The sequence below is a fragment of the Paenibacillus sp. J22R232 genome (genome assembly GCF_056269165.1).
The window spans coordinates 472895-498477 of record NZ_JBWDNK010000002.1 but is presented as its reverse complement, the minus strand read 5'-3'; the positions used below and the strand labels follow the sequence as shown (position 1 = coordinate 498477).

The following is a 25583-nucleotide window of genomic DNA, read 5'->3' as shown; positions in this document are numbered from 1 at the left end:
TAATTATGAAATATTGAGAGGAATGATATTATTAATGATTCACCATATTTCGAAGGCCTCCTTTGCTTATTTTGTTCCCTTTATGCTCGTACTCGCCTTAGCAGGCTGCGGTAGCAACGAAAAATCTGCAGATGACGGCAAAAATGCGTTAGAAGGACCTAGCGAGGTCGTCTCCGTCTACAAAGCCAACTGCGTAAGCTGTCATGGCACCGGGCTGCAAGGCAGAGTCGGACCTGCAACCGATCTTCGCAAGGTTGGAGCCCGGATGAGCGCCGCGGATATTGCCCGGCAAATCGAAGAAGGCGAAGGCTCGATGCCTGCCTTTCAAGAGCGCTTGAGCGCCGAAGAAATAGCGGGTCTATCCGAATGGCTGGCCGGCAAGAAATAAAAATAAGGATACCGAAGCAGCAACGCCGCTTCCGGTATCCTTTTTAATAGCTATCGTTTAATATCCGATGTGGTGGCCGTTTATTTTGGGAGAATTCATAAATTGGAAGGCCGACTGGCCCGCATAGGTCCAGTGCGTTTCACCCATCTGCGGATGCAAGGGGAACAAATCGCCCTGCATCAGTACCAGGTCACCGCCCCAATCATCCGTATAAAGGCCTTCGTACTCGACCCATTGACCCGTTTTGAACCGGCGTTTCGTCTTCTGCTGACGCTGCTCCTTCATGCCAGGTGATCCCCTCTCGACAAGCTGACTTGGTATAGTACATTCCAAGTATAGGCAAAAGGTTACTCCCTTATCCTTTCCACCACTGCAAAAGCAGAGGCAAGCTTGCGCTCATGCGTAATCGTCACATGAATTCGCATCGCTTCCGGCTCTAGTCCAAGCCGTTCCCACGCTCCGGAAGAAAGAAAGCATTCGGGCTTACCGCAGTTTCCACGCAAGATCGAAATATCCGTAAAGCCAATTACTTTCCCGATCCCGCAGCCAAAAGCTTTCACGACAGCTTCCTTGGCTGCAAAACGACCAGCTGTAAATTGATGAAGCCGCTCGCCTGAAAATCCGGCTGCAAGATCGCGTTCGCCCGCTGAGAGCACGCGTTCCAGAAACCTTTTGCCAGCGCTCCCGCTCAGCACTTTAGCCATTCGCTCAATTTCAGATAAATCATGTCCGATGCCGATGATCATGCTAACACCCGCCTTTTCCCTGAAGGTGACATTAGCAGATGCTTCTTACGAAGTCAAGCCTTGCATCAAGGCTCTGTTACGGATGCTGGTGCTCATCCCCGAAAGAGCGTTCGTAATGAAATTTATTGCCTTCTCTATCCTCGATATCTATTTTAATTAAGCTATTCTGGTTCGCTTCGATAAATGCCCCAGCTGCCCGGTACGTGTATTTGGTAAAACCGGGATATTCGAACAACTCCTCTTCTTGCGGCTGCAGCGCGAGCGGGATCGGCAGTTGACCGCTGATTCCGTCAATGGTGACGACTGCTTGGGCCGACGCGGGCGCACCCTGGCCTTCGGGAAGCCAAACGTCGAGCCTCGCCGTTTGTTCATTCGACTGCTTGCCGTCTGAAATACGCATGCTCATATGCGCTTTATCGCCCATCACATGCCAATAAATCGGCTCGCTCTGTGCCGAGGCGTTATCCTCAGGCGGCGAGGTTGACGAAAGCCAGCCGGCTGCGACAAACAACGCAACCGCAAGCAGCACCTCCGCCCGGATACCGAGCAGCAACCCCCGCCTTGCATCTGGCTTAGAAATTCGCGGCATGAATACAAACATATGAAGCGCTCCGATAACGAGCACAAGCAGCGTTAAACAGGTTTTCGCTACGATCAGCTTGCCATATGCGGTGCTGAATAGCTCTCCCCATGCAGACAGCCTCGCTGAAGCCAGCCAGATCCCGCTTAACAGCACGAGAAGCATGCTTGGCAGCGCCCACGAGGAGAAACGCACGGCCGCTTCGTTCAAACGCTCCCCTGCCCTCTTTTCAAAGGTCAACGCGAACAAGCCCGCAAGCCCGCCGAACCAAATCGCCGCAGCTGCCATATGGAAGACATGCGCCACGATTGCAGTCGAAGCACCGACTAATGAGGCGTACGCATGACCCGTTAATGGAAAGCTCGCAATGAGGGCAACCGCCGCAACAAACTTAACGGGATTCGCCCATACTCGTTCTTTGCTTGGGGCAAAGGCAAGCAGCAGCAGGAGAAGGGCCAGCGCTGGCCTGAGTATCGCAACTTTGCCGATCATGGAACCACTGGCAAGCGTAAAGAGGGAAATACCGCCGAATTGCTCGGATAACATGGATAACCGCGTTAACCCTGTAATGATCCAGACGAATACTGCCGCAGCAATAACGATTCGTTCGGCATGAAGGGAGAAACCAAAAGGCGGCTTTGCCTCATCCTCTCGCCACATTGCATATCGGAAAAACAAAATGCCGAGCAGAAGCACGCTTGTCAAAATATCAAGCACACGCAGCGCGACCATGCTGCCATGCCCGCCTTTGTGCTCATGCTCGCCTGCTTCCGCATGGCTGCTGCCGGCATGCTCGCTCTCGCTACTGCCGTTCGCGGCTCCCTGCAAAGGCGGGGTTTCCGCGCCAGCTTCAGCTTCAGTCCCCTCATCTTCCGGAGGAGTGCTGGCACTACCCTCTTCTGCATTCCCGGCTCCTTTATCACCATCATCTAACGCAGCTGGTAATTCAGTTGCTGCCGGACTGCTTGCAGCCGATTCCGTTTCGACAGGAACGGCAGTCGTGGCAGCCGTCTCCTGCGGAGCTGCCGAAGACGGCGTTACAGCTGTCGGTTTAGGCGTGCTGCCTGGTTTTACCGTAGGCTTAGGTTTTACCGTGGAAATCGGTTTATCCGTTGCTGCCGGACTATTACCTGACCCCGCATCCGAGCTTCCTTTTCCCCCGCCGTCCAGCGATACCGTATCGTCTGGCTTCGCATGCGCAAGCTTGGTGCCGACCGCGAATTGGAAGGAGCCGTCCGTAATGTGGGAATCAAGCGAAAGCACCTGCCAGCTCACTTCATAAATGCCGTCACTTAGCTTAGGAATGGTATATATAAGCGTTATGTCCGCATCGCCGCTTAACACGCCGGCAGTCTCGGCACCGTTGTCGATTCGTTTCAGCGTTACATAGCTAAGCTTCGTATCAATCTTTTCCGTAAAAGTAAGTCGGATTGCAGGCGGTGCCGCGGTCAGCTCCGCATCCGAATAGGGGGTCGATTGCGCAATATAGGCATGCGCCGAGACTAAGCTCGGCAAGCATGCCCACATTACCATAAGAACCATTATGCATTTCAATGCCTGTTTCATCGTTTAGCCTTATTTCGTATAAATCGCAACCGCAGCTTGATTTCCGCCTACCGCAGGGAAATATTCAACGGCAGCGCCTGCCGCTACAGCTGCCGAGCGGAGGGATACCAATCCTTTGCCTTGATATGCTGCGTCTACGTTTTTCTTGATAAATTCCGCGTCTACCTTTGTCATTCCTTGTTCAATGGCAAGACTGTTCGCTGCCGCAACGCTTCCGTTGACGTAAACAAGCGGTTTCACCGATGGTGCCGAGCCCGGCAGCTTAATCGATTCATTCTGAACGGTGAAGGTCAATGTCGCTTCATAATTCGTTGTGCTGTATTCGCCTTCCTTCGCTTCCGTCGTGCTAGGCTTCGCACGAACCAAGTAATAGTCGGCAGCTCCCGTTTTAAAGGTTACGATGCCTTTCGCATCGGTTTTCAGCTCCGTCGCTTCCGAATTGCTGCGGCGAATGACGTCGACAGCCGTGTCCGCAAGCGGTTTGCCTTTCAATAGCAGCTGGATCGACACCGATTCGTCCGGCGTCACTGCCGCTGGGTTAAATCCAGGCACAAGCTCTGCACGGTCAGGGCTAACTTGCTTAGCAAAGCCTTTAAGCGCGCTTACGCGCTCAATGACGGGAATGTCGCTGACAGCTACGAACGATTTCGCGCTGCGAAGCGTGCGGCTTGCAGCTTCCGCGCCTTTGTACACGCTATCCGATTCCGTCGAAATAATATAAGCGCCTGGAATGCTTGATTTGAAGGATGCTACAAAATAGTTGTTAAGCGCCGGCGTTTCCGCCGTTGCCGGCTCCCCTGCATAGAAGCGGGTTCCCGTTATATCCGACTTCACACCGGATGGCGTCGTTACGAACACTTTGGAAGTGCTCCCCCATTGCCCGTCGATCCGATAGCTTTTATGCTCGTTTGAGTGGTTTCCGTACATCATCTCCACATAGGATACCTGATTTTGCGCTACGATCGGCGCACTCGTCTGTGACCAGCCGTCATGAGCAAATACCGGGACTGCCGCCCCAAACGTTAATACGGCCGCAAGAGCAGCGCCCACTAATTTCTTTTTGAACAACATAATAAAACAACCTCCATCGATTTGGATTAACTGTCCAAATTGTATCAATGGAGGTTTCTTTGCGCATGACTCGTTAGGGCTATTGAGCTGTGAACGATGTGTGAAGGTGCCATGCACGAATCGGTTGCCTCTGCGCGGTGCAGCAGGTCACAGAATCGCTGATTCCAAACGATAGCCCCGTTCTGCAAATCCAGCCCCCAAATGCTGTCATTCGAGGTTCGCGAGACGATCTCAAGCTGCTCGGCAATGCATAAAAAAAGCATACAGCAGCCGATTATCGGCAACGCTGCATGCTTCCTCCGTATTTCGTATTTTGTGTTCCATATTCCTTATTGCGCTCTCTAATTGCTCCCTATGCGATCGAGACGGTATGCGTCTCTCCAGGCGCAACCGCAATCTCCGCATACACATACGGACGGCCAAGCTTATCATAGGCGCTTGCGCTTTCAATCGCATCACCATTATGATGCAGCTTATCCGGAGCTTCAGCCGCCTTGTAGAACACCGCCCTCCATACGAGCGTTTCGCCGCCAGATAGGTTAGTGAACGCGGTGGACGTTCTGCCTGTATGCTTCACGCTCACCGTTCTACCGAGCACGGAAACTTCGGAAGTTTCCGCCCAGCTCACGTCCTCCGTCAAGCGTGACACCGTCGTTACGGTTGCGTCTCCGTCCGCTGAAATGCCCATAAGCTCGGAAACGACCGCGCCGACCGCGGAATAGGACACTTCGGGATATTCGCGGCGATCGAGCGCTGGGTCCATCAGCGCCTTCAGGCTGCGCAAGCCCTCGACGTCTTCGCCGCACCGGTAATACGTCTCCGGCAAATAAGACATGCCCTCCACGTTGGAGACGCCTTGCTTATGCATTTCGCGAAACGCGCCCTCCCGCTTCTCTCTATCCGCAATCGCTTCGTAATAAAGGGGCAGGAATTGGCCCTCGCCGGACTCACCCGCGAAAAAGCCACCGTCATGTCCCAGGGCAACGAAGAAGCAGCTGCCTTCTTTATCCCACCACTGCTGTTCAAGTTGCTGGCGGAGTTGTGTCGATTTAGCCGAGTATTCAGCATGAAGCTCGTTGTTCCCCAGCTTTTTTTCCAGCTCGGCATAGGCTTGATAGCCTGCGATCATAACCGCGATCAAATCGGCTCCGATCTTGGGATAATCCCCGGCCTCGTTGTAGCTAGCAAGCCCTCTTCGTCCATAGGAAGGGTAATACTCCGGAATGCCGTCGCCGTCTTTGTCCCATGTCTGCACGTATTCCGTCACAGACAAGCGATAGAAGTTTTGCAAAACCGGATCTTCCAGATAGGAGCGGTCACCCGTCCACAGGTATTGCCGGTAGCAAGCCTCAATCACGTCAAAGTTGGCAGGGAGATTGTACCAAAAGTCCTCGTCATTCTCGTAGTCCACCGGGGCGGGCTCGTTATCGCCTGTAATCTCCCAGTATGTGCAATAATCTTTGCCCTTGCTGATATTCTCGGCAAACCGCTGCATCATATTGCGGGTGTGCGCTTGCAAGCCAAGCACGGAGGCTCCCATGCTTTGATGGGAAATATCCCGCATGCAGAACGCTTCTCTCCCGGGCAAAGCCCCTTCATACCAAAGGCCGACGGGATCGCTCCCGTCATGGGCGTAAGCCAGCGCCTGTCCCTTCGCCCATTCAAATCCTTGGTTCAGCGCCTCGTCATCTGAGCGGAACGTTATCTTGCTTGAAGCCATATTCATCGCCGTTTATCCTTTCACAGAGCCGATCGTCAGGCCCCCAATAAAGTATTTTTGCAGGAACGGATAGACAAGCAGAATCGGCACCGTTACCAAAATCGTTGTCGCTGCGCGCAGCGTCAGCGGAGATAAGCTGTTGAATTTCTGGTAGATCAATTGCTGGTCCATAATTTGCTGGGAAGCTTCAACCTCCAGAAGCAGACGCCGCAAGTATACCTGCAAGGTATCGAAATGCCCGCTGGAATTATACAGAATGACATCGAACCATGAATTCCAATGCCCCACCGCGGCATAAATGAATACGGCGGCGAACACGGGGAGCGACATCGGAATGACGAGTCTAATATAAATCGTAATTTCCGTTGCCCCGTCCAGTCTCGCGGATTCGAACAGCGCTTCCGGCAGCTCCGAAATATAAGAGGCCATGAGCAGCATGAAATAAGCGCTGATCAGCGTAGGAATCCAGTACACGTTAAAGGAGTCTGTCAGCCCAAGCTTAACCATCAGCAGGTAAACCGGGATGAGCCCACCGTTGAAATACATGGTAACGAGGAACAGGATGCGCATAAACTTGCGCCCGGAGAAATGCCGGATGCTTACGATATAAGCAAGCAGTCCCGTCACGAACAGAGCCGTCGATGTACCCACAATCACGCGCAGCACCGACCAGCCGAAGCCTTCAAGCAGCTTATGGTTTTGCGACAGCAGGACATAGGCATCCAGCGAAAACTTCCTTGGGAAAATATAGATCCCGCCCCGCGCGGCATCTGCTCCATCGTTCAGGGAAAGGGCCAGCAAATTCAGAAAGGGATAGGCGACCATTGCGCCAAATAATAGCAAGACCGTAATATTCAAGACATCAAAAACGCGTTCAGATACCGGTTTGGATCGTGTGTTCATCCTGTAGGCTCCTTTCTAGAATATCGAGGTTTGCATCAATCGTTTCGACAGCCGGTTCGCGAGCACCACCAGCGTAAGCCCGATTAAGCTCTTCATTAAGCCGACTGCCGTACCGTAGGAGTAATTGCCAAGCTGTACGCCGAAACGGTAGACATACGTATCAATGACCTCATGATAATCCCGGGTCGTTGGGCTACCCAGAAGCAATTGCTGCTCGAAGCCCGCATTCAGGATGCCGCCGAGCGCCAGGATGAACAGCAGGACGATCGTCGCCCGTATTCCTGGCAAAGTTATATGCCATATGAGCCCGAAGCGTCCCAGCCCATCGACTCTTCCCGCTTCATATTGCTCGCGGTCAATTCCCGCTATCGCGGATAAATAAATGATGGAGCTAAAGCCGATTTCCTTCCACAGGTTGCCTGAGGTAATAATCGCCCAAAAGTATTTCCCTTCACCGAGAAACAAGATGGGCTCCTGAATGAAGCCAAGGCGCTGCAGCAGGTCGTTGATGATGCCGTCGCTGCCAAGCAGCGTAAATAGAATGCTGGCTACAACAACCCAAGAAATGAAATAAGGAATATAGGACAACGATTGTATCGTTTTCTTAAACGCGCGGTTCTTAACCTCATTCAATAGCAAGGCCAGAATAATCGGTGCCGGGAAACCGATACAAAGGTTCAGTAAGCTAATGACGATCGTATTGCGCATAATCATCCAGAAATCAGGCTCTTGGAAGAAGCGGACAAAGTTGTCGAAACCGACCCAATTCCCAAACAGCGTCTGGCCGGGAATATAATTTTGAAAGGCAATGATTAAGCCGTACATGGGAAAATAAGCAAAGAGCAGCACCCACAGGATAATCGGCAAGCTAAGCAGCCAAATTTGTCTCTCTCTGGAAAAGCGTCTAAGGATGTTCATGATTCGGCTTCCCTCCAGCTCTCCGGTTTATTTCAGCAAAGCAATGTTCTTTTTAAATTGCTCCGTACGGTATTGCTCGATATCGGCAAGTCCGATCTTGACCGCTTTTTCCCGCAGCTCGTCGAAGTTTTTGATTGCTTCCGCTTCAGACTTGGACATCACTGCCTTCGCAAAGCCGGTTTTGATCAGCTCTTCGATTTGCTGGTTTTTAATCGTTAGTGGATTGTCATTCATAAAGCTCACGCGGCGTTCTGTGCTGTCGTAGATCGTGTCGCTAACGTTTTCATGCATAAGTTTTTTCCATTTGTCATCCTGAATGAAGTTCTGGTCATACCAAGCCGTGCTCTTCTGGTCGTCGCTGAGCAGTCCCTGAGGATAAGCAAGCCAGAACGAGTTGCTGCCGTTGGCGGCTTCCGTTTTCTCGAAGTCCAGCTTGCCGTCTAGAAGCGCCTGCTTCGTCGTTTCGCTGAACGACCATTTGCCGCCCTCTTCATAGTTCCAGTAGGAATCCTCGATATTGGGAATCCCCCAGCCAAGCAAGCGCGTACCCGTTGGCGTCATCATAAAATCAAGGAATTTAATGATTTCTTCCGGCGACTGCGCCTTATCCGTCAATACCGTGTAGTTCCAGCCATGCGTGTCCTTCGGCGACAGGTAAGCCTTCTCCGCGCCAGGCGCTTTAAAAGCAATCTGTACGTAACGCTTGTCCTCTTTGTAATCGGCATCCGTTTTGAGCCATACTTCATGGCCGGCATTCCATGACTGCCACCAAGGGCCGATATGCCCCGCAATTCTCTCGCTTGAAAATTTAATTCTCCAGTCGTCGAACTTGTTGACGAACGCGTCCGGGTCCATCATGCCGTCAAGGAAAAACCGGTTGTAGTAAAGGACCGCTTGCTTGCCTTCCTCCGTATTCAGCCAGTGGGTCAAATTGTGGTCGGCATCCTCTTTGTAGCCATCCTTCAGTCCCCAGAAGCCGAGCGCATTGTTGATGTTCACATCGGAATTCCAGGACAGCGCGTACGTTTTCTCGCCGTTGGCGTTAGTCGGATGCTTCGCTACCATCTGCTTAAGCACGTTGTAGTAATCCTCAGGCGTTTCGATAGCCGGAGCGCCGAGCTCCTGGTACCAATCCCAGCGGATATGTGCCGTAAAGTCCGGAATCGGCAGATAACCCCAGCCGCGTGGAATGCCCCACAGCTTGCCGTCTTCATCGAGGTAGGACTCGTAACGCGCGCCGAGCTCTTTTTTGATATTGGGTCCGTATTGATCCACGAGCGGAGCCAAATCCATGATTTTGCCTTGAGCCTTCCACTGCGAAATCGCGGAATCGTCCATGGCTGCGATAACCTCCGGGTAATCGCCGGATACGAGCATCAAATTCAGCTTTTCCTTCGGATCTACGTCCAAGGAGCTTCTCGTAATATCGACGTTAAACTTGTCCAGCAGATAGGTATGAAAGGCTGCTTGTTTTTTATTTATTTTGTCGGGATTGCCCTGATCAGCCTGATAGAAATGAATTTTCGTCGTTTTAGCCGGAAGCTCCCAGCCGAACTCGTTCACCGTGCCAGCCGCAGCTGTATTCCCTGGCGTTTCTTCTCCCGCTTGCGGAGCGCTGCCGCCGTTGTTTGTGTTATTGCCGCTGCATGCCGACAGAATCAACATGGTGCTTAACAGAATGGCCATCATTGTAGCCGCTTGCCGTTTCATAAGATGAATCCCCCTTGTAAAAGATGTGCTTGCCCCTTCATTGTAGTCAACCGGGAATTCGAATAAAATGGCATTTTCGTCGCGTGCATGTCGTTTTCATTATTGATGTTAGCGGTTTCATAACTCTCATGAATGCTGCATGTTTTTTCGGTACTCCGACGGCGACAAGCCAATCTGCCTTTTGAACCGCTTCGTAAAATGAGGATAATCCGGGTAGCCGCAGCGCTGGCCGACCTCGTACGTTTTCAAATCGCTATGCTCCAAAAGCGCCTTGGCATGCTCCATCCGGATATGCGTAAGGTAGGCAATATAGGACATGCCGGTCTCTTCCATAAGCATATGGTAGAAGTGCGTGGAGGAAATGCCTAGCGGGGCAAGCACCTTCTCCAAATGGAGCTCGGAATCCGAAAAGTTTGCCTTAATATAATCAATTGCCTGATGGATCACGCCACGCTTGCCCCAATTTCGCTTATCCCTGATTTCATTCAGAAGGCCCTCCAGCCATCCTGCAAAAGAAGCAGAGGCTTGTTCGTAGCTTTGGCTCTCGTAAGGAAATGCCCACGCTTCATGCGTGAATTGCGGCTGCAGCCGGTTTCGGATCAACGAAGCCGCATCGCGCAGCAGCGATATCCGCTCTTCCTGCATAACTCCAGTATCGTCCATCAGGGCAAAGAGGCTGTTCATCTCTTGACGCATGCCCGGCTCATTGGCAATCCACAGCTCATGGCCGATCCGTTCTGCCGCCGAGCTGATCGGTGCGATTAATTGATTTTTGATGATGGCAATCTGTCTGGATTTCATAAAATGTTCGAATCGCTTGGCTACCAGCCCGAGCACCTGCTCCGGCTTCATTGGCTTCAGGATATAATCCACGACGCCATGCCGCAGCGCTTCCTGCGCATATTCAAATTCGCCGTAGCCTGACAAAATGATAATATCCATATCATGGCCGTCCTCGCGCAGCCGCTGTATAAGCTCGATGCCATCCATAACCGGCATGCTGATATCGGTTATAACCATATGAGGCAGCTCGCGCCTAGCTATTTGCAGCGCTTCCTCCCCATCGGAGGCTTCCCCGACGATTTGGTAGCTTGCGTTCGCGCCAGTCAACATTTTAAATAAGCTTTTCTTGCTCATCGCTTCATCGTCCACGAGAAGAATTCGGTAGTCCATGGCCGTCTCCTTTGCTTCCATCATGATGGTCTTCGAGCTTGACGGGCAACAAAATATCAATACAGGTGCCGTCTGCGCCGGACGCGGCGATGAACAGCCCGTAAGGCTCTCCGAACAGCAATCGTATTCTAGTATGCACATTCAGCAATCCGATAGACATTTTATTTTCTGACGAGGGCTTGTGCTCCATCAGCTCCTTGATAGGCATATCAAACAACTTATTATAGGAGTCAAGCACCTCTTCCGTCATGCCCTTGCCTCCGTCTTCCACGGAAACGAGGCAGCCGTCAGCCGTCTCCGCAACGGATACGCGGACATAATTCGGCGGTATTTTATGCTTTTGAAAGCCGTGCTTGAAGCTATTCTCCACGATCGGCTGCAGCATGGAACGGACGGATAATACGCGGTACCCCAGCTCCGGCTTCACCTCAACCGAATAGGCCAAAGATTCGTAGCGCTCGGCTTGGATGGATAGATACGCGTCGATATGCTGCTTCTCGTCCCATAAAGTAACCCTATCGTTCGGATTTTGCACGTTGTAACGGAACATATCTCCAAGCGAAACGATCATGCGGCTGATTTTGTCATTTCCCTCGACAATCGCGCTGGAATTGATGAATTCGAGTGTATTGTACAGGAAGTGGGGATTAATTTGCGCCTGCATCGCGTGCAGCAGCGCTTCCTTCTGCTTCACCTCCAGCTCTTTTTCCCTAAGCTCCGATACGTGAACGATCTCGACCAGCCGTTTGATTTCGCCCACCATCTTATTGAAGCCGCGGTAAAGACTGCCTATCTCGGCGTTCTTGTTCTCCGGGGCACGTACGCTAAGCTCGCCCAGCTCTGCCCGCTTCATCAATCGCAGCAGCGTTAGCAGGGAGTTGCTTAGAGAGTACATGACTGCGCTTGCAACGACCATGACGAGAAAAAACAACAATAGGGAAACGAACGTAGATATTCGGCTAACCTTCAGCAGCGAGGAATTGAGCTCATCGAGGAGAACCTCGGAGAACAAGGTAAGCCCGGTGCTGTCAGAGCGGAAAAACACGATCAGCTTGTTCCCTTCATCCGTAGGCATCGTAAATGTCCCGCGACGCTGGTCCCCCATTTCCTTGAGGTAATGCTCCGGTATGCTCGTTTCTGTTCCGTAGCCGCTCGGATGATAGGCTGTTTTCTGCTCGGGATCGGCGATCCATATATAACCTGTTTTGCCGATACGGACATTCTGGGTAATGTTAATCACTTCGTCCAACTTCAAATCCACGATCAGCATGCCCCTATCCTTATCGCCATAATTCAAGCTGCTGAATTTAATGGCCATCGTAAGGAATGTAGGCCCCTCCTCTTCGTGCTCCAGGCCCATAATGACAAATTTGCCTATATCCTTCATCCGCTCATCATAGATAGCGAACCTTCGTTCTGCCGACATAAAGCTCGAGGAGGAGACAGCAATGCCTTTGCCGGTAACCAGCGAAACGCCGTGAATGTCCTCTCTATTGGTCATCAGGGGATTCAACAGCTTTCGCTCTACTTGCTCGGACAGCCGGAAGCGTTCAAAGGAATCCGTCATCCTCCCGTTCAAGAAATCAGAGGTCAGGTCATTCACTAGAACCGGGTACATTAACCGCTGGATTTCCTTAAAATACGTGTCCAAATGGTCATTTACCTGATTAACCAACTGGTAGCTTGAGCCGATCGCATTTTCCTTGATCGCTTTGTATGATTTCTCGTACCAAAATTGGCCAAGCAGCGGTAGAGGCACATAAAGCAGCAGCATTAAAAAAATAATTTTCTTCTGAAGCGAAGCATTCATGAAAAATCCCATATCGTCTGCCCCTTTTTTGCCATCCATAGCTATGAAGTTATGCTTCCCATTATAGAGGATAATTTTGAGGACGAGACCGATTTAAGATTATACCCTGCGATCGATCATGATTTTGACATGAAACTGATGATTATGACATGTATGACGAATGGGGATACGCATACCAAGATTGTCAGGTCTTTTTTTTCTTTTTTGCGCAAAAAAGAGCAGGTTATCTTTTCGATAACTTGCTCTTTTCTTTCATCCATTTTATATCGTATATTGCGTGAAATCGACGGATTGCCCGTTTATATTTCTTTCTACGCCGCCATTCGCATCCATATTAAGCATAAGCTCGACATGATCGCCTGTTATATAGCTTACCTTCAAGCCATCGCTTACAGACCATTCCGGCTTTCTGCTTCTAGCCGCTGACGCGAATGCCTCAAAGCCGTTCATCCCCCTAAGCGCTGCTTCCTCCGCGCCGACTACCTCGATAACAATACCATTGCGCTGCCCGCTGCTCGACACGCCGACCCGGTCAGATTCACGCTCCAGCTCGCAGGGCTGCATGCTATACACAACAAAGTATACGTGCTTCGACCGACCAAGCAGCATGTCCGGCTCTTGCAACCATTCGATTGCCGGCAATATGCCGCATATGCGATCCAATGTTCCATTTGGGATAGAATATAGAGCCATAATCGTATTTCTATAGAATAAGACCTCTGAATATCCCGTTTGATGCCTAGGGTCTTCCTCTGCGTTCGAATCCGAAGGATGGAAGAAATATGCTTGGTTCACGCCGGCCTGCTGGCTTAAAGGCAGTGAAATGTCCCAGCGGTGCTGCTCGTTATCGAATTCCGCATAACGCTCCCACATTCCACCTGCGGCATAATCGCTCGTAATATACGCGTAGCTGTGAAGCGTTGAAGCGCTTGTCTCCGTTTGCTTCGTAATGCGCTTTTTGACCTCGGTAGGCTCCATGCGGTTCATCGCTATGCTGCGTGTCTCAGATGATGCCTCATAAAACAAGAAGCCGGCATATTCGGTTCTCGGCATCTCGGCAGGCAGTTCGAAATCACCGAATTGCACATAGTCATGCAGAACGTTGCTATCCCGCGGAATATCATGTCTCTGCGCACGGCAATGGGCACCTACGAAGGCGCCTTTCAAATAGAAGTTCGCCCGTTCCAGCCATAGAAAATCCAGCATGCCTGCCAGTTCTTGCTTTATGGATCGGTCGTCTATCATTTGCCACGCGCATGTAAAGGCTTGTACCCAGTGCCAGAACCATGGCAAGCTATTGTATTCAGACATGCCCTGGCTGCGGATATGAGCAAGCGTACGCTTGAGATTACGAACTCCGTCCTCTAGCAGAGCGCCGTCGCCGAACAGCTGGCCGAATATTAGCTTAGCGGATGTGTACTTGGCGTCATGGTGGCCGAACACGTTGTTTTGCAAATAGAACCGGCTTTGATAGACATGCTTCAATGCAGAAGCGAAAGCCTCCTGCAGCGGCATGCTTAACCGTGAGCAGTAGCGGTTAACGAAATAAGCCATCAGGCTCCCCATCAGCTCAGCGGGCAGAGGATTCGGAGCAGCTTCGCGCGGATCGGTGCCTAGATTCAGCGGCCAATGTCCGTAGGTGGCGCTGCCTTGCTCCTTGTCCTGAAGATTTAGGACCGCAAGCAGCACGGCCTCAGCCGTTTGCTTGGCAGCTGCCGAGCCGATAGATACTTGTCCTGGATGATCTTCCGCGGCGGCAAATAGATAGGACGCGTAATAAAAGTTATCGCGGATATCGTGATGGAACCACAGACCGCTGCTTAATACGGGCAGCTGCTGCGCTGCTGCAGCAATTCGGAGCACAATCTCATTTTGCCTAGTGATAAATCCCATTGTTCGGTTCCCCCTGCATGGCATCATTTTCTTCTTATCATATCTAATATGGCTCGCCTAGGAAACCTCTCGTTGTGTTCCATATCAAATCATGATAATTTGAAAGAAATAATCCCTTTAATCCGAAATACATATATAGGAGCTGAAGTTATTGCTTAAGGAATGGACATCACTAACCGCACTATCGAGTGCAGCTAACTTTATGTGGAGGCCGGAACAGATAACAACCATAACCTTCCGTACCTATATTCGTCCGCGTGAATTCGGCCAGCTTCCAATAAAGCTTTGGCATAGCAACACGGTAGATTCAACTTGGGCAGACGGCTCTGAATCGAGGGCTAACGATCATGGAGGGCGCTGGCGCATTGAACAGTGCTTCGTTGCAGATGGAGGTTCCCTGCCGGACGGAAGTATCATTGCGGGCAGCGAGCGTACCGTTACGTTCGATGGAGAAATCTCGCGAAACGTAGAGCAGGGCGAGCAGTTCTGGAGCGACTCCGTCACGGTTCATATACCCGACCAGCATTTTCTAGCCTTCAGCTGGACTATAACGATAGATGGCCCGCTGAACGGGCTTCCTTATAATACGGAGACCTTGCTTGCAAGCGCCTATGAGGCGGAAGGGAGCCATGCGGCGCAATCCACTGGAGAAGGCTTCGTTCCGGCAGGCAACCGCCAAGTGCTCCCCTCCCTGCTCGTTTATAAAAAACCGGTATCGAAGCATATCGTCTTTCTCGGGGACTCTATTACGCAAGGCGTCAGGACGGAGCAGGACGGATACGCCTTCTGGGCAGCCAAGATCGCGGCCGGACTCGGCCCGGGGGTTGGCGTCTGGAATATTGGAAGCGGCTGGTCCCGCGCTTATGATTTGACTAAAGAAAGCGCCTGGCTATCCAAAGCGAAGCAGGGCGACGAGGTTGTGATCTGCCTCGGCGTAAATGATATCGGCACGGCCAATCGCAGCGCGGAGCAATTAATTGCCGATCTCCGCTCCGTTATCATGCAGCTGCAAAGCAATAAGCCAGCATGCAAGCTTTGGTTATGCACGCTGCCGGCTTTCAATTTTGAAGGTGCCCAGGAGAATGTATGGCGTACCGTCAACGACTGGATCCGCCATACAGCCGCAGACAGCGTGTCAGGCATCTTCGACATCGCAAAGGTGCTTGGGCAGCCTGAACCGCAGGACCAGCTGGTACAGGCGGCGTACATGAGCCCGAATAACGATCCGCATCCGAATGGACTAGCCGGTACGGCTGTAGCCGATGCTTTTCTAGCCTGGTACAAGAGCCCAAGCAGCAAGCTTGCTTCCTCCGACTAGATCATTCGCCCACGGAACATGCATCATAAGACAAAAAGGCTGTCTCCCTTGGTTGATAAAACCTCGGAGACAGCCTTCTTTATGCTATAGCTTATGCCTTAGCTTGCGCCAGCTTCACGAGCAGATGGGACAGCTTATGCTGCTCTGCCTCGTTGCCGACCTTCCAAAGCTCCTGCAGCAGCTTTTCTTCCCGGTTGCGCGGCTCTTCGTGCTTCGCCAAATAACCGGCTACCTTCTGTGCGACCAAAGCAAGCTGTTCCTCGTTTAAGCCGATATTCTCGGCAAGCTCGATTCGTTTGGCAAGATAACCTTTGAATTGTTCGAAGTTTTGCAAAATCTCTTCCTTTTTATCCGAGTCCATCCGATCCAATGCTTGATCGATTTTCCCGATCTCCAGCTCTCCATCTTTATCCACGACATGGTTGATTTCCGACATATCATTTCCTCCTCGTATGGTAAATTTGGTGTCGGTTTATTTATACCCTTTCAAGAAGAGAACCAAACATGGCATGGCGAACGGAAGCTAATTGTTTGGCTAGCAGGGTGCTTGGGTAATTACATCATAATTCGACATAAAGAGGTGACCATGCATGAATGAATTCGAGAAGGATGCAGACGGCGTTGCGAGGAAAGGCAAGCGGGACCATCCCGAGCAATACCCAACCGAGAACGAGAGCTTGTTCGATAAATTCAAGAGCCAGCAGACCGTCGATCCCATTCCTATCGAGGACCTGAATTTGCAGGTGAAGGACGAGAAGAATAAGGAAAAAACGAAGCAAAGCTCCTCAAGCGAGAAGAAATATAGGTGATCGGCATGGTGCGAAAGGACGCCTTTGGACAAGGCATCCTTTCGCGTTCAAATAAGCTTCATGCCGCATCTTCAGTCCGTTCCTTCGGACGAAAACGGAACCCAAGTATCGCGAAAACAAGAAAAGCAGCGCCAAGAAACAAAAAGATGCTGTGCAAGGATAAATAACGGATGCCGTAACCGCCAAGCGTCGGCCCCATAATGCTGCCAATGCTGAAATGAATGGATGCAATGACATTCGCTGCGGGCATAATGGATCGCGGCAATATATCCGCCGCATAAGCCAGACCGAGTGAATAGAACGACCCTACCACGCCGCCCGCGATTGCGAATAAGACAAACAACAAAGCCACATTGCTTCCTGCCGCAGGCACAGCGAAAAATACTAGCGACCCTATAACGCCGCAAGCGATCAATATCGGCTTGCGCCCAATTCTGTCACTCCAAATGCCGAGCGGCAATTGAAGCAGCAGGCTGCCTGCACCGAACGCGAGCAGCAGCAGAGAAATCCAGTGCTGGCTAAGCTCGATCCGCAAGCCATACAGCGGAAAGCTGCTGTTCATTGATGCTTCCATCAAGCCGTACAGAAATCCTGGTATCAGAACGAACCACGCGACGCGGTACGTTCGAACGAAACGGTTTTCCGCTGCGGCGTCGCCGACAAGGCGCTCAGGCAGCTCGTTCTTCATGCGCAGCACGAGCAAAAGCACGACACTGAAAAAACAACAGGATACAACAAACGGAACCGCCCTTCCCAGCGGAAGCAGGTTGATGCCAAGCGGTCCTAGGCTAAAGCCCAATCCGTATGCCATCCCATATAAGGAAATATACCTTCCGCGCTTATTCGCGGGACTGGAGCTTACGATCCAGAGCTGGGTCGCATAATGCAGCGAGCTGTCGCCCACTCCGACCAGCATCCGAAGAATAAACCATACCGCAAGCGAATGGGTGAATGGAAACAAGAGGCTGGCGAGAATTACCAGCGCGATTCCGGCAATGATTACATTTTTGTAACCAAAACGAAGTACCGGTTTCTCCACGAAAAACATCGTACAGAAAATGCCAATATACATCGCGGCCGAGTTAATGCCATTCAGATCGGAGGATATTCCTGAATCCTCCAGCATAATGGATAATAGCGGCAGCAGCAGTCCTTGGCTCATTCCTGCAACCACAACGACAAGCAGCAGCGTAACTAAGCGGAAACGAAAAGAAGAAAGCGAAGCTGAAGCAATAACACTAGGTGACAAGACTGTTGCACTCCCTACTTAAACAAATCATCTATTTTCTTCTTACACATTGTATACGCCTCGTCCAAGGCTGACAACCGTCCTTTCATTGGCAGCTGTTTCCCGGCCAACTACTCAAACCAGCCGCTTAACGGCCAATTATGTACCGGAATTTTTCAATGAATGGCGCTTCACTGCTGCCTACCCGCTTCAAATGGTCATAAAAGCTGAACGGGAATTTAAAAGCATGGCCGAAATCCCAGTCCTGTTTGCTTTGCCCCTTCTCCCAGTATCCAAGCTCGGTAGGCAAATACTCCGACCGTTCCGCCAGCTCCAGCGGAATACGGTCAACAGCCGAATGAAGCTTAATGGTTTCGCCTGGTTTGAGATGCTGGCTTGCCTGCAATACGTGAACCAGCCTGCGCAGCGGCAGCTGTCCTCTCTGAAAAAAGGAATGATGTCCCATATCGTATAAGAGATTCAGCGCGTGGGAGAACGTCAGCATGTGGCCGATAAGGTCATGGTGAGACTCTGCCTCATAAATGACGGAGAACCCCCCCAGCTGTTCCAGCACGAATGCAGAGAGCTCCTTAGGCTCCCGTGGGAGCTGAAGCTGATCCACGATTGGCAGCTCCAGCCTCTTTACTTCCGAAACCGTATAGCCGATCCATGAACGCCCGGGAATGGTCTTCCGGAAAGAGAGAATCAGCTCGGATATACCATGAATTTGCGCTTCCGTTCCCCAGCCCCGCAGCTCACGGATCGCCAGCAAGCTAACCGCGCTATAAATTACGTTATGACCGACCCAGTGGAGCTCGTCAATCGTTTGTTCCAAAGCAGCCAATACGGCCGATTCGGCATAAGCTAGATCGCAATGCTCGCTATTCACAGATAGGGAGGCTGTGCCATGCTTGTTCAGCATGGCCACCGTCTGGGAAACAATCGCATGAGAAAGAATCCGATCCCCTTTAAGCTCTTTGGCAAAAAAATAACCGGCGATCGCTGCCGCACCATAATGCGCATGCCATATGTCTCCGGTTTCTTGCTTGCATTGCGAGAGGATGGCGAGGCCCTCCTCTAATACGCTCTGATCCGGCATGTTCCTGCCCCTCCCTACTTCATATTTTCCGTTTATGCAGCAGTAAGCGGTCCAATAACATCGCAACTCCGATTCCTGCTGAATATCGAACCAAATCCACCGTCAAATAGCCGCTTCCGAGCACAAGCGCGCCTATTGTTGTCCCACGGATCGCGTTAATCCACTCAGCTTGGTACAGCTGACTGAACTCGATGCCAAAACAAAACAGGAAGCTCAGCAGCGCTGAGCGCTTCAAGCTCACTGAGGCGCCAAGCATGCGAATACCGAAATAAACCATCCCCGCCCAAAGCGTATCGCCCATATGCACCGCAACGAATGCGGGAAGACCATCGGCGTACCGCCTCGAGCCATATCCAAGGAGCATCGCCGATAGTGCTGCGATTAGATAACTTATGTTTACTTTCAAACTCTGCACTTCCCCCACTCCATTCGCACCAAAGATGCTGATTCGGCCGGCTGACAAGAAAGCTTCCGAATTCCTCTTTGGGCTAGCCCGGGTAACAAGCGTAAACGGCTGTCGCCTTCCTCTGTGCCAAAAGCAGTCGTTTCGCGGAAATATAAGCACAGATATATGTAAAAAAATATACATTCTTAAATATTAAAAAAAGACTGCCCCGCTCCGATTGATCGGTGGCTGGACAGTCCGTATGTTGCAAGCTTGCGTAAGCGGCAGCTTATATACCCGGAATAGGGGACCGCTTATGCTCGGTTTTCACATATTGCTTCTCAAGCTTCTCGCGCGCTTCAGCACCGATTTCCTTGCCTTCGAGGTAATCGCTATTGTCGCCATAGGTGATGCCTAGCTCATCCTCGTCGGTTTGTCCATCCCAAAGCCCAGCTGTCGGCGCTTTATCCAGCACGCTTTGGGGCACGCCGATATGCGAGGCCAGCTGACGCACCTGACGCTTGTTAAGGGTACTTAGCGGTGTCACGTCTACCGCGCCATCGCCCCATTTGGTATAAAAGCCTGTGATTGCTTCGGAAGCATGGTCTGTTCCGACTACAAGCAGGTTCAAATCGAACGCGAGCGCGTACTGCATGACCATACGCGTTCTTGCCTTTACGTTTCCTTTGCCTCCGCGGCTCAAATGACGGGGAATTCCGATCGATTTGAAGCTGTGCTCCACTTCGATCGCAATCTCATCGACTGCTTCGGCGATATTCGTCTCCGCGCGATGCTTCAGCTTGAACGCTTCCGCAACGGCGTAGCTGTCGGCTATATCCGTTTGGTCGCCATAGGGCTGGAACACGCCCAGCGTCATATAATCCTTGCCGGTTTCTGTGCTCAGCTCATCCGTTGCTTGCTTGCAAAGCCCTGCTGCAACCGCGCTGTCAATGCCCCCGCTTATCGCAATCAGCAAGCCAGTCGTACCCGACTGGGTCACATATTGCTTCAAGAAATCAACGCGAGCCCGAATTTCGGCTGCAGGATCAATTTCCGGCTTTACGCCCAATCTCTCAATAATTTCTTGTTGTAAGCTCATAGTCACCTTCCTGAATTAGCGGCAGAACCGATCGAAAGCGTCCGAAAGATCAGCGGCAATGTCTGCTGCGGAGCGATTCTCGATCTGGTGGCGCTCGATAAAGTGTACTAGCTCTCCGTCTTTCATCAAAGCGATGGAAGGGGAGGAAGGCGGGTATGGCGCGAAATATTCGCGAGCTTTGGCCGTTGCTTCTTTGTCTTGACCGGCAAATACCGTATACAAATGATCCGGCGTAATATCATGCTGCAGCGCATCCGCAACGCCTGGACGGCATTGGCCTGCCGCGCAGCCGCAAACCGAGTTCACGACAACAAGCGCCGTGCCTTTGGCATTAGGCAATTTTTCTTCTACTTCCTCAGGTGTGCGAAGCTCCTGGATACCGATGCGAGTAAGATCGTCCCGCATAGGCTGCACCATATCTAACATGTATCGTTCGAATGACATCGACATCGAAACACACTCCTTTAATTACTTTATTTTAGCTACTATTATACCGTCCGTAGTCAAAATAAAGCAACCGGAGCGCGCTCGCTCCGGCTGTTCTTTTTCTGTTCAGTCGCAAGACTCGTCCAAGCCGTGTGATGCATTTTTGTCAGGATGGGTAAATATGCCCCCCTGCGGCGGCAGGCCTTCTTCAAAAATATCACGGTTCTCGGCTGTCAGAAATCCGATATCTTTGAACGGATGAATCCATTCATCGCCAGCCATGACGGCTGGATCCGTGTCAACGCTCCATTGCGACAAAGGAGAGTCCGGAGATTCATATTCATGGTCTCCAATAACGATGCCATGCTTGTTCACGAACGGAGCACGGTTGCCTCGTCCCTCGCGAAACTGCGGAAGAAAAGCAATCTCGTACGGATCAAGCGCCGGATCATCGCCAACCCGGCTCTCTTCTTGACCGTCATGAGCCATCGCTCCCACCATCCTAAACCGAAGGACGGTTAGGTCCGTCCAGCTTTTTGTCAAATGCAGCAGATTCGGGCTGTTCACCGCTACCCGCCTTATTTTTTGCTTCCTGCTCTGCTTGCTCCGCAGAACGTCCTTTGCTCTCATTATTAGCTGTCATTGCCAACGCCTCCTCCCTAGAACGCATCTAACCGCATGTAACGGTTATCCTTCTTTGGTAGTATGCGCAGGCAGCTGCTCACTTATAAATCCCCTCACGAAGATGATCATAGACGATCTATTCTAGCTTGCCAGCACCCGAGATAAAAAAAACGTCACGATGAATGTCGTTCCTTCGCCCTCGCGTGATTCTACGTCAATGCAGCCATTATGCCTCTCGGCTATGCTTAGGCACAATGGAAGTCCCAGTCCCGTTCCCTGCGTTTTCGTAGAAAAAAAAGGCTCGAACAGATGCTTCATTTGTTCAGGCGGTATGCCTATGCCTTGGTCTTCGATTCGGAGCTCGACTTTATCCCCGATATGGCGGGTAGTTATATGAAGCGAACCTTTATTCCCCATCGCCTCCATCCCGTTCCGAGCAAGGTTAAGAAACAGCTGCTTTATCTCCCTATTGTTCATCATAATTAGCGGCATATGCTCGCACAGGCTAACCTCGAGCAATTGTCCACGCAAGTTCGCATCGGCATTAAGTAGCGGTACAAGCTCATTAATGATGTCGTGGAGCGATGAAGGCTCCATGACAATCGCCCGATTCTGGGCAAGCGATAAAAAGTCGCTAATGATCATATTCGCGCGATCCAGCTCCTCGATTACGATGCGGAAATATTCCTCTTGGCTTTTGGGACTGCGCTCTTGAATGAGCTGAACAAAACCGCGGATAACAGCCATCGGGTTGCGGATCTCATGCGTAATGCTGGCCGCCATCTGGCCGACCAAGCTTAACCGCTCCATCCGCCCTACTTCATCCTGAAGATGGCGAAGCTCCGTTACGTCTTGGGCGATCAGGGCTGCTCCCGAATTTTGCTCATCCAACGGCATGCGAAGCGTAATAGTGGTCAGCAGCAGCATCTTTTCTCCGCTTACCAAAGGAACTTGGGATGATTTCTCCCCGCTTAGCGCTTGATTAAGCAAATTGACGTAGGTTTCCCCTTCTCCGTTTTGGAATACGAGAGAGAAAGAAGTGCCGAGCAGTTCCCTTGCCCCCATGTATTTGGGCCTTAGTCTAAGTAAGGTTTTAGCAATTTCATTAAAATGCGTAATCGCTCCATCTCCGTCTACAATGATGACGCCAAAGGAGGTTTCATCAATAAACTGCTGCAGCTTCTCTACTTCGTTGCGGTATTTGACCGATAAATGCTTCACTTCTTCATACAGCTGCTGCTTCTCCTTCACATTCTCAATCATAAATATAGACAGCCAAGTGGCAAACAGTGCCGCTGACGTAGAGATTAACAGCGCAAGCAGCATGATTGGCGACCATTTCTCCTCTATGATCGAGATGAAGCCTATAATCGTAATCGAGTAGAATAGCATCATGCCCGACATAATCAGAAGTCCTTTTATTTTCTTCCGATCGGCAGAAATACGTTGAAAACGCCGAATAGCCATTAGGATAGTCGGAACGAAAACGACGACGAACAAGCTGAAGCTAAGTATTTCCCACATACTGTCAAGCATCGGAATACGAATGCCTATGTATATGACCGTTAATAAAACCAGTGTAGGTACGCCGCCATAAAGAGCGCCTATCAAATACGGAATCAGGCGAAAATCGGCTTCATAGCCAAATACGGTCGTGGCTGTCACCATACAAAGAACCATGGACAGACCGCAAAAGATACCCAAAAATGTATGTATTCCCTTCCAACTTTGCTCTTTGTTAAACCAAAGCTGGAAAGCGAATACGGGAATCAAGGACACGATGAATTGTAACAGCAATTCCTTTAACACAACGTTCGGTTCCCCCTGCCGCGCCTTGAATGCATGCCACATATTTAATTATCAGATATTTATTAAAGCGTTATCATAAATATAATCCTATTATTCCGATTAAAACACAAAATACATGTATTTACAATTGTTGTTCTATCCAATAAATAAGCTCGCCTATCGCCCGTTCCCCCTCGAGATCATTATGCAGCTCATGGTAGCCGCCGTCCCATCGCCTATAGCTGCAAACGTCTCCAAGCACGCCCGCAAGCTGCTCGCTTGCTCCGATCGAAGTTACGCGGTCTGAGGTGCCATGCAGGAGCAGCATTGGCACATGAAGGCTCGACGCGTTGGCAAGCGCCCACTCCCCTCCATCGCTTATTTCCTTAAAGGTGTGAAGCGTTATCCGGGTATGGCAGAGCGGATCGCCTACAATCGCAGCAGCATGCTCGTAGCCGGGTCGGAACAGATCAGCGGGATTCAAACCTGTCGATTGCTGCAGCGCCGGCATGACAGCAGCCAGCCTGCGGCCAAGCCACTCTACCGCCGCATGAGGCTTGAAGGCCAGCTGCAGCCAGGGGCTGGTCAATATAAGACCTTGAATGCCGGGGCGGAGCCGCAGCGCGCAATTGATGGCGACATTGCCGCCCATGCTGTGTCCGTACAAAAAGATAGGAAGGCCAGGGTGACGTTCGGCAGCCGACTCAATGACTAAACCCGCGTCGCTCGCTGCTGCGCCTAGCGAGTGCAAATGCCCTCTTTTGCCCGACGATCGCCCATGCCCGTGCTGATCATGTGCAATCACCGCAATTCCCGCCTCTGCAAATCGGGCAGCAACATGGACGTATCGGTCGCCATGCTCCCCCATTCCATGAATCAGGCAAACGACGGCCTTCGGTTTGCCCGTAACGGGCGTCCATTCCCTAACGTATAGCGATGCCCCTTTGGCCCCTACAATTACCCATTCCTTACGCAGCATCCGAACGCCGCCTTTCTTTTGTGGTATGATAGAACCTACTAATAATATAGCAGGTGGATAGCGATGCAATATGATGCAATTGTAATAGGAGGCGGCTCTGCCGGACTAATGGCCAGCATAGCCGCAAGCAAGGAAGGAGCGAAAGTGCTTCTTCTCGATAAAGGCGAGAAGCTAGGCCGCAAGCTCGGCATCTCCGGCGGAGGCAGATGCAATGTAACGAATAACAAGGAATTGGATGAGCTGATCAAGCATATTCCGGGAAACGGGCGTTTTCTGCACAGCACCTTTTCCAATTTCAATAACAAGGATATAATCGCTTTCTTCGAAAACCTTGGCATTGCCCTCAAGGAAGAGGATAACGGCCGGATGTTCCCCGTGTCGGACAAAGCGAAAACGGTAGTAGATACGTTAATTAACCAGGTTCGCAAGCAAGGCGTCAAAATCATATTAAACGCTCCTGTCGATCATATCATGTATGCAGGCGGAAGCGTGACAGGTGTTCGCACAAAATCCGGTGAAACCTTCAGCAGCAAAAGCGTAATCGTCGCTTCAGGGGGAAAATCGGTTCCGCAGACCGGTTCAACCGGAGACGGTTATGCTTGGGCGGAAAAAGCGGGCCATACGATTACCGAGCTTTTCCCAACGGAGGTGCCCCTCACGTCGAACGAGCCTTTTATCGTAAGCAAGGAGCTGCAGGGCCTCTCCTTAAGGGATGTTGGGCTATCCGTCTGGAATCCGAAGGGGAAGCAGCTTATTAAGCATCACGGCGATATGCTGTTCACGCATTTCGGTATTTCCGGCCCCATCGTGCTGCGGTGCAGCCAGTTCGTCGTCAAAGCGCTGAAGCAGTTCGGCACGGGCAATATTGAAGTAGCGATCGACCTCATGCCAGAAAAAAGCAAAGACGAGGTGTATCAGGAGACGCTGCGGCTTGCCGAGAACGATTCCAAGAAAACGATTAAAAACGTGCTAAAAGGCATTTTACCCGAAAAAATGATTCCGCTTCTGCTCCAGAAGGCAGGATTGCCGGATAGCCTCACCTATGACAACATTCCAAAGCAGGACTGGCTAGCCCTCTCGCAGCTCATCAAGCATTTCCCGGTTCGGGTGTACGGCTCCCTGTCGATAGAAGATGCTTTCGTAACGGGCGGGGGCATAAACCTGAAGGAAGTAGATCCAAAAACGATGCAGTCGAAGCTGATGGACGGGCTTTATTTCTGCGGAGAAATTCTCGACATTCACGGATATACCGGGGGCTACAACATTACTGCCGCATTCTCCACAGGCTACACGGCAGGACTGCATGCGGTACTATAGCTGCACACGCAAAAGGCTGTCGCAAATGTCTTC

The 25583-nt window shown here is 51.2% G+C and carries 25 protein-coding genes; 4 read left to right on the top strand and 21 right to left on the bottom strand.

The features are described from left to right. Positions 1-34: 34 nt before the first annotated feature. Complete coding sequence (locus AC0YN3_RS08535) at positions 35-388, top strand: c-type cytochrome (protein WP_475774678.1); 354 nt, start codon at positions 35-37, stop codon at positions 386-388. 57 nt (positions 389-445) lie between these two features. On the opposite strand, the gene AC0YN3_RS08530 is transcribed toward AC0YN3_RS08535, so the two are convergent. The 11 genes from AC0YN3_RS08530 to AC0YN3_RS08480 all read right to left on the bottom strand — a co-directional run bounded on the left by AC0YN3_RS08530 (position 446) and on the right by AC0YN3_RS08480 (position 14478). Beyond that, complete coding sequence (locus AC0YN3_RS08530; RefSeq protein ID WP_475774677.1) at positions 446-673, bottom strand: hypothetical protein; 228 nt, start codon at positions 671-673, stop codon at positions 446-448. Between the two features lie 62 nt (positions 674-735). Next, positions 736-1134 carry a holo-ACP synthase gene (gene acpS, locus AC0YN3_RS08525; RefSeq protein ID WP_475774676.1) on the bottom strand — a complete coding sequence of 133 codons (399 nt, stop codon included), beginning with the start codon at positions 1132-1134 and terminating at the stop codon, positions 736-738. 76 nt (positions 1135-1210) lie between these two features. Next, on the bottom strand, positions 1211-3280 hold the full coding sequence (locus AC0YN3_RS08520) for a CopD family protein (RefSeq protein WP_475774675.1): 2070 nt from the start codon (positions 3278-3280) through the stop codon (positions 1211-1213). Between the two features lie 9 nt (positions 3281-3289). Next, on the bottom strand, positions 3290-4351 hold the full coding sequence (locus AC0YN3_RS08515) for a DUF4198 domain-containing protein (RefSeq protein WP_475774674.1): 1062 nt from the start codon (positions 4349-4351) through the stop codon (positions 3290-3292). Positions 4352-4703: 352 nt separating this feature from the next. Continuing rightward, positions 4704-6077, bottom strand: coding sequence for an MGH1-like glycoside hydrolase domain-containing protein (locus AC0YN3_RS08510; protein ID WP_475774673.1), 1374 nt, complete (start codon positions 6075-6077; stop codon positions 4704-4706). A 6-nt stretch (positions 6078-6083) separates the two neighbouring features. Next, positions 6084-6974 (bottom strand): carbohydrate ABC transporter permease, encoded by an 891-nt coding sequence (locus tag AC0YN3_RS08505; protein ID WP_183559347.1) that lies wholly within the window; start codon positions 6972-6974, stop codon positions 6084-6086. Between the two features lie 15 nt (positions 6975-6989). Next, on the bottom strand, positions 6990-7892 hold the full coding sequence (locus tag AC0YN3_RS08500) for an ABC transporter permease (protein WP_475774672.1): 903 nt from the start codon (positions 7890-7892) through the stop codon (positions 6990-6992). 27 nt (positions 7893-7919) lie between these two features. Then, positions 7920-9602 (bottom strand): type 2 periplasmic-binding domain-containing protein, encoded by a 1683-nt coding sequence (locus AC0YN3_RS08495; RefSeq protein WP_475774671.1) that lies wholly within the window; start codon positions 9600-9602, stop codon positions 7920-7922. Between the two features lie 126 nt (positions 9603-9728). Beyond that, positions 9729-10775 (bottom strand): response regulator transcription factor, encoded by a 1047-nt coding sequence (locus AC0YN3_RS08490; RefSeq protein ID WP_475774670.1) that lies wholly within the window; start codon positions 10773-10775, stop codon positions 9729-9731. Next, entirely contained in the window at positions 10744-12597 is a 1854-nt protein-coding gene (locus AC0YN3_RS08485) for a cache domain-containing sensor histidine kinase (protein WP_475774669.1), read from the bottom strand. The genes AC0YN3_RS08490 and AC0YN3_RS08485 overlap by 32 nt, the downstream gene beginning before the upstream one ends. Positions 12598-12846: 249 nt before the next feature. After that, positions 12847-14478, bottom strand: a complete 1632-nt coding sequence (locus AC0YN3_RS08480; protein ID WP_475774668.1) for a hypothetical protein — start codon at positions 14476-14478, stop codon at positions 12847-12849. A 151-nt stretch (positions 14479-14629) separates the two neighbouring features. On the opposite strand from AC0YN3_RS08480, the gene AC0YN3_RS08475 reads away from it, so the two are divergent. Next, complete coding sequence (locus AC0YN3_RS08475) at positions 14630-15796, top strand: SGNH/GDSL hydrolase family protein (protein ID WP_475774667.1); 1167 nt, start codon at positions 14630-14632, stop codon at positions 15794-15796. 91 nt (positions 15797-15887) lie between these two features. On the opposite strand, the gene AC0YN3_RS08470 is transcribed toward AC0YN3_RS08475, so the two are convergent. Then, on the bottom strand, positions 15888-16232 hold the full coding sequence (locus tag AC0YN3_RS08470; protein ID WP_475774666.1) for a DUF3243 domain-containing protein: 345 nt from the start codon (positions 16230-16232) through the stop codon (positions 15888-15890). A 154-nt stretch (positions 16233-16386) separates the two neighbouring features. Here AC0YN3_RS08470 and AC0YN3_RS08465 point away from each other — a divergent pair, with 154 nt between their 5' ends. Beyond that, complete coding sequence (locus tag AC0YN3_RS08465) at positions 16387-16605, top strand: hypothetical protein (RefSeq protein WP_475774665.1); 219 nt, start codon at positions 16387-16389, stop codon at positions 16603-16605. 58 nt (positions 16606-16663) lie between these two features. Here AC0YN3_RS08465 and AC0YN3_RS08460 read toward each other — a convergent pair whose 3' ends face one another. From AC0YN3_RS08460 to AC0YN3_RS08420, 9 genes are all read right to left on the bottom strand, one after another. Continuing rightward, on the bottom strand, positions 16664-17854 hold the full coding sequence (locus tag AC0YN3_RS08460) for an MFS transporter (RefSeq protein ID WP_475774664.1): 1191 nt from the start codon (positions 17852-17854) through the stop codon (positions 16664-16666). 127 nt (positions 17855-17981) lie between these two features. Then, positions 17982-18932 (bottom strand): hypothetical protein, encoded by a 951-nt coding sequence (locus tag AC0YN3_RS08455; protein ID WP_475774663.1) that lies wholly within the window; start codon positions 18930-18932, stop codon positions 17982-17984. Between the two features lie 19 nt (positions 18933-18951). Continuing rightward, a complete protein-coding gene (locus AC0YN3_RS08450; protein ID WP_475774662.1) occupies positions 18952-19338 on the bottom strand; it encodes a ribosomal maturation YjgA family protein in 387 nt (128 codons plus the stop codon). Positions 19339-19606: 268 nt separating this feature from the next. Next, positions 19607-20416: an ammonia-dependent NAD(+) synthetase gene (gene nadE / locus AC0YN3_RS08445; protein WP_475774661.1), complete on the bottom strand. Its 810-nt coding sequence runs from the start codon at positions 20414-20416 to the stop codon at positions 19607-19609. A 15-nt stretch (positions 20417-20431) separates the two neighbouring features. Further along, on the bottom strand, positions 20432-20866 hold the full coding sequence (locus AC0YN3_RS08440) for a BrxA/BrxB family bacilliredoxin (RefSeq protein WP_475774660.1): 435 nt from the start codon (positions 20864-20866) through the stop codon (positions 20432-20434). Positions 20867-20968: 102 nt separating this feature from the next. After that, a complete protein-coding gene (locus tag AC0YN3_RS08435) occupies positions 20969-21331 on the bottom strand; it encodes a DUF3905 domain-containing protein (RefSeq protein WP_475774659.1) in 363 nt (120 codons plus the stop codon). A gap of 13 nt (positions 21332-21344) precedes the next feature. After that, positions 21345-21485 carry a hypothetical protein gene (locus tag AC0YN3_RS08430; RefSeq protein ID WP_475774658.1) on the bottom strand — a complete coding sequence of 47 codons (141 nt, stop codon included), beginning with the start codon at positions 21483-21485 and terminating at the stop codon, positions 21345-21347. A 122-nt stretch (positions 21486-21607) separates the two neighbouring features. Next, positions 21608-23275: an ATP-binding protein gene (locus AC0YN3_RS08425; RefSeq protein ID WP_475774657.1), complete on the bottom strand. Its 1668-nt coding sequence runs from the start codon at positions 23273-23275 to the stop codon at positions 21608-21610. A 121-nt stretch (positions 23276-23396) separates the two neighbouring features. Continuing rightward, positions 23397-24233: a lysophospholipase gene (locus AC0YN3_RS08420; RefSeq protein WP_475774656.1), complete on the bottom strand. Its 837-nt coding sequence runs from the start codon at positions 24231-24233 to the stop codon at positions 23397-23399. Between the two features lie 63 nt (positions 24234-24296). Here AC0YN3_RS08420 and AC0YN3_RS08415 point away from each other — a divergent pair, with 63 nt between their 5' ends. Next, complete coding sequence (locus AC0YN3_RS08415; RefSeq protein ID WP_475774655.1) at positions 24297-25550, top strand: BaiN/RdsA family NAD(P)/FAD-dependent oxidoreductase; 1254 nt, start codon at positions 24297-24299, stop codon at positions 25548-25550. The last annotated feature ends 33 nt before the right edge of the window (positions 25551-25583 follow it).